The sequence below is a fragment of the Methylobacterium sp. JK268 genome, from assembly GCF_054052225.1.
The window spans coordinates 168,018-182,258 of the sequence record NZ_JBSVZN010000012.1 but is presented as its reverse complement, the minus strand read 5'-3'; the positions used below and the strand labels follow the sequence as shown (position 1 = coordinate 182,258).

At 69.2% G+C, this 14,241-nt stretch carries 12 protein-coding genes; 3 read left to right on the top strand and 9 right to left on the bottom strand.

The window, feature by feature from the left end:
• Positions 1-89 precede the first annotated feature (89 nt).
• Entirely contained in the window at positions 90-2,360 is a 2,271-nt protein-coding gene (locus ACW9J6_RS15420; protein WP_457117363.1) for an ATP-binding protein, read from the bottom strand.
• Positions 2,361-3,553: 1,193 nt separating this feature from the next.
• On the opposite strand from ACW9J6_RS15420, the gene ACW9J6_RS15415 reads away from it, so the two are divergent.
• Entirely contained in the window at positions 3,554-3,688 is a 135-nt protein-coding gene (locus ACW9J6_RS15415) for a hypothetical protein (RefSeq protein ID WP_457117362.1), read from the top strand.
• A gap of 136 nt (positions 3,689-3,824) precedes the next feature.
• On the opposite strand, the gene ACW9J6_RS15410 is transcribed toward ACW9J6_RS15415, so the two are convergent.
• From ACW9J6_RS15410 to dusB, 4 genes are all read right to left on the bottom strand, one after another.
• Complete coding sequence (locus tag ACW9J6_RS15410; RefSeq protein ID WP_457117361.1) at positions 3,825-4,262, bottom strand: MucR family transcriptional regulator; 438 nt, start codon at positions 4,260-4,262, stop codon at positions 3,825-3,827.
• An 822-nt stretch (positions 4,263-5,084) separates the two neighbouring features.
• Positions 5,085-6,545 (bottom strand): nitrogen regulation protein NR(I), encoded by a 1,461-nt coding sequence (ntrC, locus tag ACW9J6_RS15405; RefSeq protein WP_457117360.1) that lies wholly within the window; start codon positions 6,543-6,545, stop codon positions 5,085-5,087.
• A 4-nt stretch (positions 6,546-6,549) separates the two neighbouring features.
• Entirely contained in the window at positions 6,550-7,653 is a 1,104-nt protein-coding gene (locus ACW9J6_RS15400) for a two-component system sensor histidine kinase NtrB (protein WP_457117359.1), read from the bottom strand.
• Complete coding sequence (gene dusB / locus ACW9J6_RS15395; RefSeq protein WP_457117358.1) at positions 7,650-8,708, bottom strand: tRNA dihydrouridine synthase DusB; 1,059 nt, start codon at positions 8,706-8,708, stop codon at positions 7,650-7,652. Before dusB ends, ACW9J6_RS15400 begins: the two co-directional genes overlap by 4 nt.
• Positions 8,709-8,916: 208 nt before the next feature.
• Between dusB and ispD the strand changes: the two genes are divergently transcribed.
• Together ispD and ACW9J6_RS15385 are read left to right on the top strand one after the other, a co-directional pair.
• Entirely contained in the window at positions 8,917-10,218 is a 1,302-nt protein-coding gene (ispD, locus tag ACW9J6_RS15390; RefSeq protein WP_457117357.1) for a 2-C-methyl-D-erythritol 4-phosphate cytidylyltransferase, read from the top strand.
• A gap of 12 nt (positions 10,219-10,230) precedes the next feature.
• The gene (locus ACW9J6_RS15385; protein ID WP_457117356.1) at positions 10,231-10,731 is read left to right on the top strand and encodes a CinA family protein; all 501 of its coding nucleotides are present in this window, start codon (positions 10,231-10,233) and stop codon (positions 10,729-10,731) included.
• A 170-nt stretch (positions 10,732-10,901) separates the two neighbouring features.
• On the opposite strand, the gene ACW9J6_RS15380 is transcribed toward ACW9J6_RS15385, so the two are convergent.
• Genes ACW9J6_RS15380 through ACW9J6_RS15365 form a run of 4 tightly spaced genes read right to left on the bottom strand, consistent with a single transcriptional unit; the run spans position 10,902 to position 14,211 of the window.
• A complete protein-coding gene (locus tag ACW9J6_RS15380) occupies positions 10,902-11,639 on the bottom strand; it encodes an SDR family NAD(P)-dependent oxidoreductase (protein WP_457117355.1) in 738 nt (245 codons plus the stop codon).
• The gene (locus ACW9J6_RS15375) at positions 11,636-12,406 is read right to left on the bottom strand and encodes a 2OG-Fe dioxygenase family protein (protein WP_457117354.1); all 771 of its coding nucleotides are present in this window, start codon (positions 12,404-12,406) and stop codon (positions 11,636-11,638) included. The genes ACW9J6_RS15380 and ACW9J6_RS15375 overlap by 4 nt, the downstream gene beginning before the upstream one ends.
• Positions 12,403-13,293 (bottom strand): 2OG-Fe(II)-dependent halogenase WelO5 family protein, encoded by an 891-nt coding sequence (locus ACW9J6_RS15370; protein WP_457117353.1) that lies wholly within the window; start codon positions 13,291-13,293, stop codon positions 12,403-12,405. Before ACW9J6_RS15370 ends, ACW9J6_RS15375 begins: the two co-directional genes overlap by 4 nt.
• Before the next feature lie 60 nt (positions 13,294-13,353).
• A complete protein-coding gene (locus tag ACW9J6_RS15365; protein ID WP_457117352.1) occupies positions 13,354-14,211 on the bottom strand; it encodes a DMT family transporter in 858 nt (285 codons plus the stop codon).
• Between the last annotated feature and the right edge of the window lie 30 nt (positions 14,212-14,241).

The following is a 14,241-nucleotide window of genomic DNA, read 5'->3' as shown; positions in this document are numbered from 1 at the left end:
CCCCGCGCTGCGGATGCGCGGCTGCAGCGCCGCACCCTTGTGTGTCGTCATGGTGATGGGGCCGGACCCCGCCCGGCCGGGATGGGACCTCACGAGGCCGCGCCCGCCCGGGTGCCGACGGGCCCACCCGCCGGCCCGGAAGCCGCCGGAGCGTCGCGCCGCACCTCGCGCAGCAGGCGCATCCGCACCTGGCCGCCGCGCCCCTCCGGATTGTCCTCCAGGTCGATGCCGCCGCCGTGCTCTTCCAACACCTTGCTCACGATCGCCAGCCCGAGGCCGGTCCCCCCCTCGCGGGTCGTCATATAGGGTTCGAGCAGGCGCTGGCGCCCTTCGGCCGGGAAGCCCTTGCCGTTGTCGGTGATCTCGATCGCGACTCCCTCCCCCTGCTCGCGGAGACGCACCGCGATGCGGCCTCGGCCGCGCTCCGCCTCCGGCACCGCTTGAATCGCCTCGACGGCGTTCTTGAGGATGTTGGTGATCGCCTGGGCGAGGAGGCGGGTGTCGAAGGCGGCGCTGATCCGGCCGCCCTCGCCCTCGATCGCGAAGTCCATGTCGGGATGCGCCACCCGCATCATGAACAGGTTCTGCTTCACGATCTCGGTCAGGTCGTTGCGGGCGATGGCCGGCTTGGGCATCCGGGCGAACGACGAGAACTCGTCGACCATCCGCTTGATGTCGTCGACCTGGCGCACGATCGTGTCGGTGCACTGCTCGAACACGTCCTTATCGGCGGTGATGACCTTGCCGTACTTGCGACGGATGCGCTCGGCCGAGAGCTGGATGGGGGTGAGCGGGTTCTTGATCTCGTGGGCGATGCGCCGGGCGACGTCCGCCCAGGCGGAGGTGCGCTGGGCGGTCACGAGGTCGGTGATGTCGTCGAGGGTGACGACGAAGCCCCGGTCGATGCCCGGCGCCTGCTCGCTCGTCACCCGCACGTCGATGGTGCGCTCGCGGCCGTTGCGGCTGATCTGGATCTGCTGCTGGAGCGGGCGGCGCGCCTCGCCGGGGTCGCCCAGGAGGTCGGCGAGTTCCGGCACCGCCTGGCGCAGGGGCGTGCCGACCAGGGCCTCGGCGGGCAGCCCCAGCATCCGCTCGGTCGAGGGGTTCGCGATGGTGATGATCCCGCTGGAATCGACCCCGAGCACGCCGGCCGGCACGCCGGCGAGCACCGCCTCGGTGAAGCGGCGGCGGCGGTCGATCTGGTCGCTGGCCTCCACCAGCCCGTCATGCTGGCGGCGCAGCTCCTGGGTCATCTTGTTGAAGCTCTCGCCGAGGTGCTGGAGGTCGCCCTCCGTCTTGCGGAAGGGCACCTGGGCGTAGAAGTTGCCGGAGGCGACCTGGTCGGCGGCGTTGATCAGGCGGCGGATCGGCGCCACGAACCGGTTGGCGAAGTTGAGCCCGAACCACACCGCCGAGAGGAGCGCGATCAGGGCGATCAGCGCGAACATGCTGGCGAAGGCGATCTGGACGCTGCGGCGCCCGGCATCGATGGTCAGGAACTCGGTCGCGGCGGCCCGCGACACGCCCGGGAACTCGACGGCGAGTCGCGTCACCTCCCGCTCGATCAGCAGGTAGGCATCCCCGTAGGCGGGCAGCTTCATCAGCGCCCCGAAGACGCGGCCCTCCCGCGGGAGCAGGCAGGTCGGGTCGGCCGACTTGGCGGCCTCCTCGAAATCGGTGGCGGAGGGCAGCGGTGCGTTCTTGAGGATGTCGATGTTGGCGCGCGCCACGGTCTCGTCCGCCGAGCGCATGATGCGGGCGATCGGCAGCCCCAGGGAACTCGCCCGGGCGGTGAGGAAGCTCTCGAACCACGCGCGCTCGACCTCGAAAGCGGGCCGCGCGCGGGTGAGGTCGTCCGAGAGGATGCGGGCCTCGCGGGCGAGGCTCTGGCACTGGTTGGTCAGGTAGGCATCGGCGACGTCGACGGACATCAGCACGACGTTGCGCATCCGGTCCGAGAACCAGGGCGAGAGACCCCGCTCCAGGGTGATGGAGGCGACGACGGCGAGCAGGATCGTCGGCAGGGTGGCGATGAGGCTGAACAGCCCGACGATGCGGGTGTGCAGCCGCGCCACCCGGGCATTCGCCCGCCGCGCCCGCAGGAAGACCCGCGCCTCCCAGGCGATCACCACGACGAGGCCGAGCACCAGGGCGACGTTGCCCAGCAGCAAGGCGACGACGACGTCGTGGGTGGGCGCGATCGCGGTGGCGCCGACCAGGATCAGGAAGGTGGCGAGCGCCAGCGCCAGGGCCACGCCGACGACCAGGGCCCCGAGCAGGCCCGGGCCCCGCGGGGCGGCTTCCGGCGGAACGCCGGCGAGGGAAGTCCCGGGAGCGTGAACGCGGCGCGACAAGAACATGCCTGATGCATGGCCACTACAGTGTGGCGAAACTAATACGCGGGTGGGGCGATTTCGGCGAGAGGTCCGGTGCAGGTCCGGCCATCCGCCCAGCCGCCGGAGCGGTGTCGCGGGAGGCAGACGCCCCCAACGGACCCACCACGCCCGAACGCGCATGGACGCCGTCGCCGGAGTCCGATGTCGCCCATCGGCATGCCTCCGGCTAGAGCAGTATCCGATCACGTTGCAATCTGACACTGCTCTATGTCTTTGCTTTTTAAGCATTTTCTGCGACGAGCAGTATCCACTTCGTCGGAAAATGCTCTAAGAGGCCGTCATGGCCCTGAAGGTATTGCGTCGCCCAACCCTGGACAGCCCGCAGGATCGCGTAAGCGACGCAACACCTGGTCTCCGCGCCGTAACAGCCGCCGAGGTGCGGGGATGATCGCAATCCGAGCCGTCCGGCATGCCCGCGCATCTCTGCGCGGGCTGGCGGGTGCTGCCGTCCTGGTTGCGGCCGTTCCGTCGCGGGCGGACGAATGGGTCCGATTCCGCAACCCCCCGCGCGATCTCTCGGTCACCGCCTCCCTCTCCCGCCCGGCCACGGAGGGTCCCGCGCCGGCCGTCGTCATGCTCCACGGATGCAGCGGGCTCGTCCGCGATGGGCGTCCGGCGCCCCTCTCTCGCGACGGGCGGGATGCCTTCCTCGAGGCGGGCCTCGCCGTCCGGATGGTCGATAGCGCGTCCTCGCGCGGTTTCGGCCAGGCATGCCGCCCGGCGAAGTCCACCGACGCCTGTGGGCCGAACGACCGTCGGACGCCGCCGCGGCCCTCGCCTTCCTGCAGGCCCACGCATTCGTCGATCCCGCCCGCATCAGCCTCGCGGGCTGATCCCAGGGCGGAGGCGTCGTGCTCCTCGCCGTCGGCCGCGCGCAGCGGACGGCCCGATTCACCGCCCGCCCACGAGGTCGCGAGCGCGTTCGCGCTCTACTCCGGCGCTTGCGGCGAGACCCTGCAGTCCCGTCCCTTCGTCGACGCAGCTCCGCGAAGGTGGACCACCGACATCCCGCACCTCGTCCTCGTGGAGGGACCGACAACGGGACGCCTGCCGCGCCCTGCGAAGCCTTTCTGCGCGGCGCGCGAGACCGTGGCGCTCCGGTCACGGTCCGGACCGACGCGGGTGTGGTGCATGGCTTCAATGCATCGGCCAGCCCGATGCGCGCCATCGACGCCTACCGACGGGGCAACTGGGCGCCGCTCGTCGGAACCAGCGAGGAGGCCCGGGCCGACGCCTTCGCGCGCGTCCGCGCCTTCCTTCAGGCGCCGCGCCCGCCCGCGGAGATCCGGTGATCGCCGGCGGGAGACGACCGCGGGCCGGTGCGGCTTTCCGCTGGCCGCGTCCCTGACCCATCCACGACGAACGCCCGCGGGGCGTGGGCCGCCGCGGGCGCGACTTCGGTTCGAGCCGGCCGGGACGGCCGGCGGATCAGGCCGCCTGATTCGTCCGCGAGCGGCGGGCGACCGGCTTCTGGCCGAGCCCAATGCTCTTGGCGAGTTCCGAGCGCTGGGCGGCATAATTCGCCGCGACCATGGGGTAGTCCGGAGGGAGGCCCCACTTGGCCCGGTACTGCTCGGGCGTCAGGCCCCGGCCCGCGAGGTGGCGCTTGAGCGTGCGGTAGCGACGGCCGTCTTCCAGGCTGATGAGATAGTCCGGGGTCACCGTCTTCTTGATCGGCACCGGTGGCACCAGCTTCTCGGCCGCGGGGGCGGGCGGGGCGCTCAGTTGCGCCACCGCATCGTGCACGCTGCGGATCAGGCTGGCGAGTTCACCCACGGGCACCGAATTGTTCGCAACGTAGGCCGACACGATGTCGGACACGAGCTCAATCGTAGGCGGCGCCTCAATCTGGTCGTCGGAGTTCATCAGGATCCTCTTGAAACGGGTTGCCCCATCCAGTGGCTCGGATGTTACGCGAGATGCGCTGAAGTTCAAGGTCTGCGGCGGCGGAAACTGATGAGATATGTTTGTGCCGGCGAGCCTTTCGTAACGTCAGTGAGGCCGTTCGGATGCTCTGCACCAGTGCTGCACGGTCGGCCTTGCCGGATTGTCCCGGCCGCCCGCCGGAGAGCGAAAAACGGTCTCCTGCTCAACGGTTTGATATAATCCTAAAGGATTAAGCTGGATCGCCAGAGGATTAGTTCCATCGGGCCATGTGGCGGCGCCGCCGCAGACCGGGGAAGATTGGGAAAAGGCGAAATGTCGCCGGACTTTGCGCAGGATTCCGGTCTACCGTCTCAAGGGTCGGAACCGCGGGATCCGCGGCGGAATCATCCGGACCAACCGGAGAACCGTCGGCCCGCGTGAGAGATGCCGTGGTCGGGGGACGTTTCGAAGATGTCAAAGCGCAAGGGCGAGCAGCCCATCCGCCGTCCCAAGAGGATGCGTGAGCGAAAAGTGGTCAATGCGGTGCCCGTCGCCTCTCGGATGCGGCGTCGACTGATCACGGCCGGCGAGATCGCGGATGAGTACCATCGTGAACCCAGATCCGCGGCGAACGACAACGCGCGGAATCAATTCCGCAAGCGCCTGTATTGTGTTCCGAACGGTCGGGACGAGACCGCCCTGCCCTGTGCCTGATCGAAACCGTCCCGGCGTCGGGCCCCTGCGCGGTCCGACTACCTGTGACGAGATGCCGCACGGATAAGTGCGGCACGGCACGGCGCGGCTGCGGCGCCGGCTCGCGGTTCAGCGCGGCGTGCGGAAGACCTGCAGGTCGAGGTCGCGGACCTTCTTGCGCAGGGTGTTGCGGTTGACCCCGAGCAGCTCGGCGGCCCGGATCTGGTTGCCGCGGGTGGCCGCCAGCGCCGCCCCGATCAGCGGCCCCTCGATCTCCCGCAGCACGCGGTGATAGAGCCCGGGCGGCGGCAGCGTGTCCCGGAAGCCCGAGAAATAGTCGGCGAGGTGGCGCTCCACCGCCGCGGAGAGCCCCTCGGCCTCCGGGGCGCCCTTGCGGGCCGGGCCGTTCCCGGCGGCGGGCGGCGCCAGCGGCAGGGTGTCGAGCTCCGCCTCGATCACCGGGCCGGTGATCGTCTCCTGGGGGTACAGGGCCGCGAGGCGGCGCACGAGGTTCTCGAGCTCGCGCACGTTGCCCGGCCAGCGGTAGCGCTTGAGGCGCTCCATCGCCTCGCCGTCGAGCTGCTTGCGGCTCAGGCCCTCGCGCTCGACCAGCGTGAAGAAGTGGCGGACGAGGTCGGGCACGTCCTCGGTGCGCTCGCGCAGGGCCGGGAGCCGCAGGGGTACCACGTTCAGGCGGAAGAACAGGTCCTCGCGAAAAATCCCCTGCTGGATCGAGACCCGCAGGTCCTTGTTGGTCGCCGCGATGATGCGCACGTTGGTCTTGATCGGCACGCGCCCGCCGACGGTGGTGTACTCGCCCTGCTGCAGCACGCGCAGCAGGCGGGTCTGGGCCTCCATCGGCATGTCGCCGATCTCGTCGAGGAACAGCGTGCCGCCCTCGGCCTGCTCGAAGCGCCCGGCCGAGCGGGCGGTGGCGCCCGTGAAGGCCCCCTTCTCGTGGCCGAACAGCTCGGATTCGATCAGGTCGCGGGGAATCGCCGCCATGTTGACCGGCACGAAGGGCCCGGCGCGGCGGCGCCCGTAATCGTGCAGCGCGCGGGCGACCAGCTCCTTGCCGGTGCCGGACTCGCCCGTGATCATCACGGTGAGGTCGGTGGGCATCAGGCGGGCGAGCGCGCGGTAGATCTCCTGCATGGCCGGCGAGCGGCCGACCAGGGGGATGTCCTCGTTCTCCGGCGGGGCGCCCGGGGCGGCGGCCCCGCGGGGCCGCGACAGGGCGCGCCCGACGATGGCGGTGAGTTCCTTCAGGTCGAAGGGCTTGGGCAGGTACTCGTAGGCGCCGCGCTCGGAGGCGCGGATCGCCGTCATGAAGGTGTTCTGCGCGCTCATCACGATGATCGGCAGGTCCGGCCGCACCCGCTTGATCCGCGGCAGCAGGTCGAAGGCGTTCTCGTCGGGCATCACCACGTCGGTGATGACGAGGTCGCCGTCCCCCTGCGCCACCCAGCGCCACAGGGTGGCGGCGTTGCCGGTCGAGCGCACCTCGTAGCCGGCGCGCGACAGCGCCTGGTTGAGCACGGTGCGGATGGCGGCGTCGTCGTCCGCCACGATGATGTGACCGTTGGGCATGGATTCACTCGACATCCGGCGCCGATTCGCGCCCGTCGCGGGCGTGGGACATCGGCAGGAGAACGCGGAAGGTGGTCCGGCGGGGGACGGGATCGCACTCGACGATGCCGCCGTGGTCCCCGACGATCTTGGCGACGAGGGCGAGGCCGAGCCCCGAGCCCTGCGCCTTGGTGGTGACGAAGGGGTCGAACAGGTCGGGGAGGAGGTCGGCGCTGACCCCCGGCCCGTTGTCGCGCACCGCCACCTCGATGGGCAGGCTCACCCGCTCGCGGGAGCCCGGCACCTGCAGGCGCAGGCCGGTGCGGAAAGCCGTCGAGAGGGTGATCTCCCCGTCCACCGCGTCCGCCCCGATCGCCTCGGCGGCGTTCTTCACGAGGTTGAGGATCACCTGGATCAGCTGGTCGCGGTTGCCGAGCACCGGCGGCAGCGACGGGTCGTAATTCTCCACGAAGCGGATGTGACGGGCGAAGCCCGACTGGGCCGAGCGCTTCACCTGATCGAGCACGCCGTGGACGTTGACCGGCCCGCGCTCCACCGGGCGCTCGTCCCCGAACAGCTCCATGCGCTCGACGAGGCGCACGATGCGGTCGGATTCGTCGCAGATCAGCCGCGTCAGCAAGCGGTCGTCCTCGCCCGCCGACTGCTCCAGGAGCTGGGCGGCGCCGCGGATGCCCGCGAGCGGGTTCTTGATCTCGTGGGCCAGCATGGCGCCGAGCGCCACCATCGAGCGGGCCGCCTGCCGGTGGGTGAGCTGGCGGTTCATCTTGTCGGCGATCGTGCGCTCCTGCAGCATCAGGACCACCATCTCGTCGTCGAGATAGGTCGCGAAGACGTCGACGCTGCGCTCGGTCCCGGAGCGGGGCGAGCCCAGTTCCACCCGGTACTCGCTGACGCTGGAGCGCCGCCGCCGCACCTCGTTGACTAGCGCGATGATCGGCGAGGAGAACGGGATGATGTCGCGCAGGCGCTGGCGCTGCATCAGCCGGCGCGAGTAGTCGAAGAAGTGCTCCGCGGCCATGTTGACCTGGAGGATGCGCTCGTCCGGCCCGATGGTGAGCACCGGGAGCGGCAGCGCGTTGATGACCGCGTCGCTGGTGGGGGCACTCATGCGGCCTGCTCCGCAACCCGTGCGGCCTGCTCCGCAACCGGTGCCGCCGGGGCGAGGAAGGCCCGCCGCAGCAGGACGAGGGCCTCCGCCGGATCGGTGGTGGTGACGAGCCGCGCCCGCTCGGGCGGCGTGAGACCCCCGGCGTGGTCCGCGTAGGCCGCGAGGTGCTTGCGGGCGTGGCGCACCCCCATCGCCCGCCCGTAGAGGGCGAGCAGGCCCTCGTAGTGCTCGGCGGCGAGGTCCGCCTTCTCCTCCGGGGCCGGCTCGGGCGCCGCCTCGCCGCGCAGGCCGGCCGCCACCGCGCCCACGAGCCAGGGCCGGCCGACCGCCGCCCGCCCGATCATCACCGCGTCCGCCCCTGAGGCGGCGAGGCAGGCGCGGGCCTCGTCGAGGCCGCCCACGTCGCCGTTCGCCACCACCGGGATCGCCACCGCCTCGGCCGTGGCGCGGATCGCCGCCCAGTCGGCCCGGCCGGTGTAGAAGTCCTGGCGGGTGCGGCCGTGCACCGTGACGGCGGCGAGCCCCAGCGCCTCGGCCCGGCGCGCCAGCTCCGGGGCGTTCAGCGAGGCACGGTCCCAGCCGAGGCGCATCTTGACCGTGACCGGCACCGAGACCGCCCCCCGCACCGCGGCGAGCAGCCGCGCCGCGTGGTCGAGGTCGCGCATCAGCGCCGAACCCGCCTCCCCGCCCGTCACCGTCTTGGCCGGGCAGCCCATGTTCACGTCAATCACGTCGGCGCCGCTCGCCTCGGCGAGCCGGGCGCCCTCGGCCATCCAGCCCGGGTCGCAGCCGGCGAGCTGCACGACATGCGGCAGCACCCCCTCCCCCTCCGCGCGCAGGCGCGCCTCGGCGGTGCCGCGCGCGAAATCCTCCGCCGCCACCATCTCGGAGACCACGGCCGTGGCGCCGAGCCGGCGCGCGATCCGGCGCAGGTGAAGGTCGGTCACGCCCGACAGGGGAGCCAGCAGCACCCCCGGGCCGATTCCCGGTTCCGTCGGCAGCGCTGGCACCCGGTTCCCGGCCCCCCGGCCGCTCAAAGAATGGTCAATCTTCATTCTGCACAACAAGTAGCCAAAAGCCGGCCGCGCGCAAGCGGAGAAGCTGGGCGGAGCGCCGATTTCATGCTGCGGCGCACATCATACCGCAGGGCGCCGGCCCTGTCGGCCCCGTCCGCCCGCGCCGGTTTCCTCTTCCTCGGCAAATGCTCTAGGAGACGCGCATTCCGTCGGGCCGTGCGGTCCCGTCCTCGAGAGGATCCAGGTCATGTCCGACATCGCCGCGGTCGTCGTCGCCGCCGGCCGCGGCATCCGCGTCGGCGGCGACACGCCCAAGCAGTATCGCCGCGTCGGCGGGCAGGCGGTGCTGACCCGGACGCTCGCGGCCCTGGCCCGCCACCCCGACCTCGCCCGCATCCAGGTGGTGATCGCCCCCGACGCGACCGCCTTCTACGAGACGTGCCGCGCCGAGCTCGCGCCGGAGGAGGCTGCCCGCCTCCTCCCGCCGGTGCCGGGCGGGGCGACCCGCCAGGATTCCGTGCGGGCGGGGCTCGAGGCCCTGGACCGGGCGGGGGCGCCGGCCATCGTCCTCGTGCACGACGCCGCCCGCCCCTTCGTGGACGCGGCGCTGATCGACCGGGCCGTCGCGGCGGCCCGCGCCCACGGCGCCGCGGTGCCGGGCATCCCGGTCACGGACACGATCAAGGTGGTGGACGCGCAGGAGGTGGTGCGGGAAACGCCGCCGCGGGAGCGCCTGCGGGCCGTGCAGACGCCGCAGGCCTTCGCCTTCGCGGTCCTGCGCGACGCCCATCGCCGCGCCGCCGCGCAGGGGCTCGACGCCTTCACGGACGACGGTGCGCTCGCCGAATGGGCGGGGCTGCCCGTGGCGGTCTTCCCCGGCGACCTGCGCAACCGCAAGATCACGCAGGCCTCCGACCTCGACGAGGCGGACCGGGCCTTCGCGGGGGCTGACGCTCCCCCGCGTCAGGCTCAAGGGGCCGATGCAGTTTCGGGGAGTGCCGCACTGCCCGGCGCCGAGGCATCATCGCGCACGGTTTCGCGCGTACCAGGAGATTCCATGACCCTCGTCACCCGCCTCGGGACCGGCTTCGACGTGCACGCCTTCACGGAGGGCGACGGCGTGTGGCTCGGCGGCGTGCGGATCCCCGCGGATCGCGGCGTGCTCGCCCATTCGGACGGCGACGTGGTGCTGCACGCGCTGACCGACGCGATCCTGGGCGCGCTGGCGGACGGCGACATCGGCGTGCACTTCCCGCCGAGCGACCCGCGCTGGCGCGGCGCCTCCTCGGACCAATTCCTGGCCGATGCGGTGGCCCGGGTGGCGGCGCGCGGCGGAGTGATCGACCACCTCGACGTGACGGTCCTGTGCGAGCAGCCCCGGATCGGCCCGCACCGGGAGGCGATCCGCGCCCGCATCGCCGAGATCGCCCGTGTGCCCGTGGGCGCCGTCTCCATCAAGGCGACGACGACGGAGAGGCTCGGCTTCGTGGGGCGCGCCGAGGGGCTCGCGGCCCAGGCCGCCGCAACGCTCCGCCTGCCCGCCGCCTGAGGAGGGCCCCCCGTGATCACCGATTCCGGCCTCATCGCCCGTGCGGGCGTGATCATCGCCGCCTACCGGGAGCGCCGCTCCCGCATCGTCACGGCCGAATCCTGCACCGGCGGCCTGCTGGCGGCCCTGCTCACCGAGGTGGCAGGGTCCTCCGCGGTGGTGGAGCGCGGCTTCGTCACCTACTCGAACGAGGCCAAGGCCGAGGTGCTGGGCGTCGATTTCGGCCTCATCTCGGAGCACGGCGCGGTGAGCGAGCCGGTGGCGCGCGCGATGGCGGACGGGGCGCTGGCCCATTCCCGCGCCGACGTGGCGCTCGCCATTACGGGCATCGCCGGTCCCTCCGGCGCGACCGCGACGAAGCCGGTGGGCCTCGTGCATTTCGGCCTCGTCACGGCCGGGCGCACCGCCCACCACCTGGAGCGCCGCTACGGCGATCTCGGCCGGGCGGAGGTCCGCCGCCGGGCCGTCGAGGATGCGCTGGGACTGCTGGAGACGGCGCTGACCGAGGTGTGAGGGGGGGCGTCACGGGGCCCCGTAGCGGGATCCCCCGGGCGGACGGCGCATCCGGAGGCGGGGGCCGCCCGGTCCGATCGGACAAGGTGCTCGAGACGGCATCGGTATGGCCCATGACGGGGAGAGGCCCGCTTCGAAGGCTGGGCCCGTGTGGCGGCGGCGGAGCCGCGTCACAGCTGCTTGCCGATCGTCCAACCACCGTCCACGCACAGCGTCGCTCCCGTGATGAAGCGCGAGCTGCTCTCGGCAAGGAACATCACGGCCGATGCCACATCGGCGGGATGGCCATCCATTGATAGAAATTGCCCCGATTTGATCTTTCTCATCGTCTCGGCATCGGAGTAATATGCCTCTGTCAGAGGGGTTCTGACGATGCCTGGCGAGACGGCATTCACGCGTATGCCGGCCCTTCCGAACTCAATGGCGAGTTGCTTCGTCAGCCCGATCAAGGCATGTTTGGACGAGACATAGGCCGTCCGCTTCGGCTCACCGAGCAGGCCGGAGACAGAGGCGATGTTCACGATGTTGCCCGTCTTGCCGTCCATCGTAAGCCGCCGGAAGAATTCTTTCGAGAGCAGGAATGGCGCGGTCACGTTGACCGTCATGACTCTCTGCCATAAATCCAGAGTGAGATCCTCTAGATTGCAAATTTCTCTGATGCCAGCGCAGTTCACCAGCACATTGTGAGGGGCCAACGCGATCCCGTCGAGGGCGTGCTGGACCCGCTGCGGATCCGACAGGTCCACGGCTCTAGAGAAATAGTGCCCGAGGTCGGTCCCGGGCGTGCTCTCCTCAATGTCCAATCCGACCGTGCGGTATCCCCTGTTCAGGAACGCGCGGCAGATCTCTCGGCCGATGCCGCCGCTGCTGCCCGTCACGATCGCAACACCGGCCGTATCAGCAGTCAAGAATCTCTCCTGCGCTGAAAAGTAACAAGTATGATATCGCGGAAACTGCTGGCATCCTGGCCGTTGTGCTCCGGAGCCTCGCACCCTATCGGCGTCACGGCATGAAATTTCTGATGATCGACGACCAGGGTGTCTCCGATGGCCCGCAGCGTCAGAACCCTCTCGATCGATCGCGCATCCGTCGCGATGATGCTGTCGCCACCGATGATGTTTGCCGACCGGTTGATCAGGTGAACGAAGACAACATCCTCGTCGTCGCGATGAAGCCAGACCGGCGAACTGTAGGCGGGGCGATCGGGGCTCGCTCCGTACCGGAACAGGTGAACGCCCACGGTCAGTTGCCAGGGATCGCCCACCCGGCCGTAAGCATCGACCAGGGCCGCATCCGCCTCGATGAGCGCATTGAAAACCGGATCTGAGGTCACGCGGGCGTCGATGAGCGGGTAGGAGCGGACAATCCCACCGGTATCGGGATTGTAGTCAGGTGTCTGCATATAGTCTTCGAAATGGCCATATGTGATCTGCGAACCCTTGATTTTCCTGCACTGGGCGTAAGCGCGGAACCGACGGCCCGGTGAATATGGATCCTCCTCAAGATACGCGAAATATGGCTGAAGCCGGGAAAGTCCGGGGGCCGCCGCGGCCGCAGGCATCGGTGCGCCGGTCGTGCGCAGTCGTTCCTCGACGGCGTGCAGCAGATGGTCTCCCCGAATGACGGCGTAGCCCTGGGCGGCCAGTCGCTTGGCGGCGTCCGTGATCGCGTTCATGTCCAGTGCACCACTTTCTCGCGGCGAGACAGTCCCATGAAGCGGCCCGCGGTGACGCGCTCGCCGTTCCTGACGGTCTCGACGCCGTGGAGAAAACTGGCATTGAGGAAGTAAACGTCGCCCGCGTTGAGTGTCACGGAGAACTGCGCGACGTCCCCGAGTTGCTCCGGCGGGTAGGGATAGCCCGTCTCTTCGACCCCGAATGCCGCCCTGTCGCCATCATTCGGTTCGAGATTCCACACCGTCAGAGCGCCGCCCTCCCCGGTCGCCCGCAGGCAGGCGTTGTAAGCCAGAACAGTCCGGACGGTCCCGATCTCGAAACCATCGCGTCGGGCAACGGCCAATTGTGCGACGTCGTCGTGGGGCATCAGCGACATCTTGCCGTTGTCGAGCCATTGGCGGAACGTCGCGGAGGCCGCGAAACATCCTTTGTGTTGCGCCGGGCCGAAATGGAGACCATGCGCCAGGAGGCCCTCTTCCAGGTCACGCGTCAGAAGCAGTGCCAGGGCTTCGTCATGGGTCAGGGCGTCAAGCAGGGAGAGGATGACGGGAACATTCGCCGACACGTCCAAGATGTAGTCGCGGCCCGTCTTAGCAAATTGCGTTGCTCCAAATTGCTGCGCTTTGACGTAACCATCATCGGGGCGGGAGTTCCTTCCGGAGTCCGCGATGACGTGAAAGGCTCGAATCACCCGGTCGCACAGGCTCGTGCTCAGCCGATCGCGCAGGATGTACAGTACCTTGCCGTCCCGATGCCCATCCGTCAGGAGATCCTTGACGATTTCAGCGTCGAAGCGGGACGATTCCAGGTAGCCGAACCCTGATGGGATGCGGCGTCCGCTCGGCCTTGGCCATGCGGCAGGGGTTGGACTCGGGATTGTGAGCATCGTGAACTCCTCGTCGAGGGGACCAGTTGGGTGATGCGGAGCGGATCGCTCCACGAAGAACTACGAGTTTGCCCCTTTCACTCGTTGAAGAGATACGGTCAGACTGGCGAAGATGATGAGAATGCTGCCGATGATTTCAATCGCACGGGGCTCTCGATTGAAATAAATAAAATCCACGACGAGCGCGATGAGCGGATAAATGAAGCTAAGAATGGCGATTTGCCAAGACTCAAGTTTCTTGTATGCAGAATAGATCAGAATATACATGAAAGCGCTGTGAACGACGCCGAGCGTCAGGAGGCACAGCCACTGCTTCGGGGTAGTCGGGGGCGAGCCGAAGTCGGCCAGCGGTGCGAGAGCGACCGTTCCCAGCAGCATCTGCACGAGAGTCGTCACCGGGGCCGGAACGCCGCGCAAGCGCCTGCCGACCAGCGTCGCACATGAGTAGAACAGGGCGGCGCCGAGGGCCAGCGCGTAGCCCTGGACGGTGCCGCTCCCGATCGTGCCGCTGCCCGACTCGTTCGAGGTGGCGATCAGGACGACGCCGAGGAACGCGGTCCCGAGAAGGGCACCCTTCATGGCTTCCATTCGCTCTGCGAAGAAGATCGTGCCTCCTAAGAAAACAAGCAGGGGCTGAACGTGATAGATGATCGTCACCAAACCGATCGGTGCATATCGATAAGAAGAAAACAGCAATATCCAATTTGCAACGATTGAAGATGCGGTAACTATCGTCAGAATGATATTGCGATTGCTGATCGCGATCGACTTATGAGACTCCGTGACATAGATGTATAAGGAAATCACGAGTGTGCCAATGATGCAACGCGCGAAGACGGCGTTGACCGGAGACTGACCGCTCTCGAGGACGAAGGCCCCGATGGTTCCCGACATCACCATCGCGACCGCGTACTCCACGAGACCGGCCCGAGTGGTGGCGCTTGCGGA

What these genes read in the sequence shown, in the direction of transcription:
- ACW9J6_RS15370 (WP_457117353.1), bottom strand. Translation starts at nt 13,293, where the DNA reads ATGCTCACAATCCCGAGTCCAACCCCTGCCGCATGGCCAAGGCCGAGC.
- ACW9J6_RS15410 (WP_457117361.1), bottom strand. Translation starts at nt 4,262, where the DNA reads ATGAACTCCGACGACCAGATTGAGGCGCCGCCTACGATTGAGCTCGTG.
- ntrC (WP_457117360.1), bottom strand. Translation starts at nt 6,545, where the DNA reads ATGCCCAACGGTCACATCATCGTGGCGGACGACGACGCCGCCATCCGC.
- ACW9J6_RS15420 (WP_457117363.1), bottom strand. Translation starts at nt 2,360, where the DNA reads ATGTTCTTGTCGCGCCGCGTTCACGCTCCCGGGACTTCCCTCGCCGGC.
- ACW9J6_RS15400 (WP_457117359.1), bottom strand. Translation starts at nt 7,653, where the DNA reads ATGAGTGCCCCCACCAGCGACGCGGTCATCAACGCGCTGCCGCTCCCG.
- ACW9J6_RS15375 (WP_457117354.1), bottom strand. Translation starts at nt 12,406, where the DNA reads ATGAACGCGATCACGGACGCCGCCAAGCGACTGGCCGCCCAGGGCTAC.
- dusB (WP_457117358.1), bottom strand. Translation starts at nt 8,708, where the DNA reads ATGAAGATTGACCATTCTTTGAGCGGCCGGGGGGCCGGGAACCGGGTG.
- ACW9J6_RS15415 (WP_457117362.1), top strand. Translation starts at nt 3,554, where the DNA reads ATGCGCGCCATCGACGCCTACCGACGGGGCAACTGGGCGCCGCTCGTC.
- ispD (WP_457117357.1), top strand. Translation starts at nt 8,917, where the DNA reads ATGTCCGACATCGCCGCGGTCGTCGTCGCCGCCGGCCGCGGCATCCGC.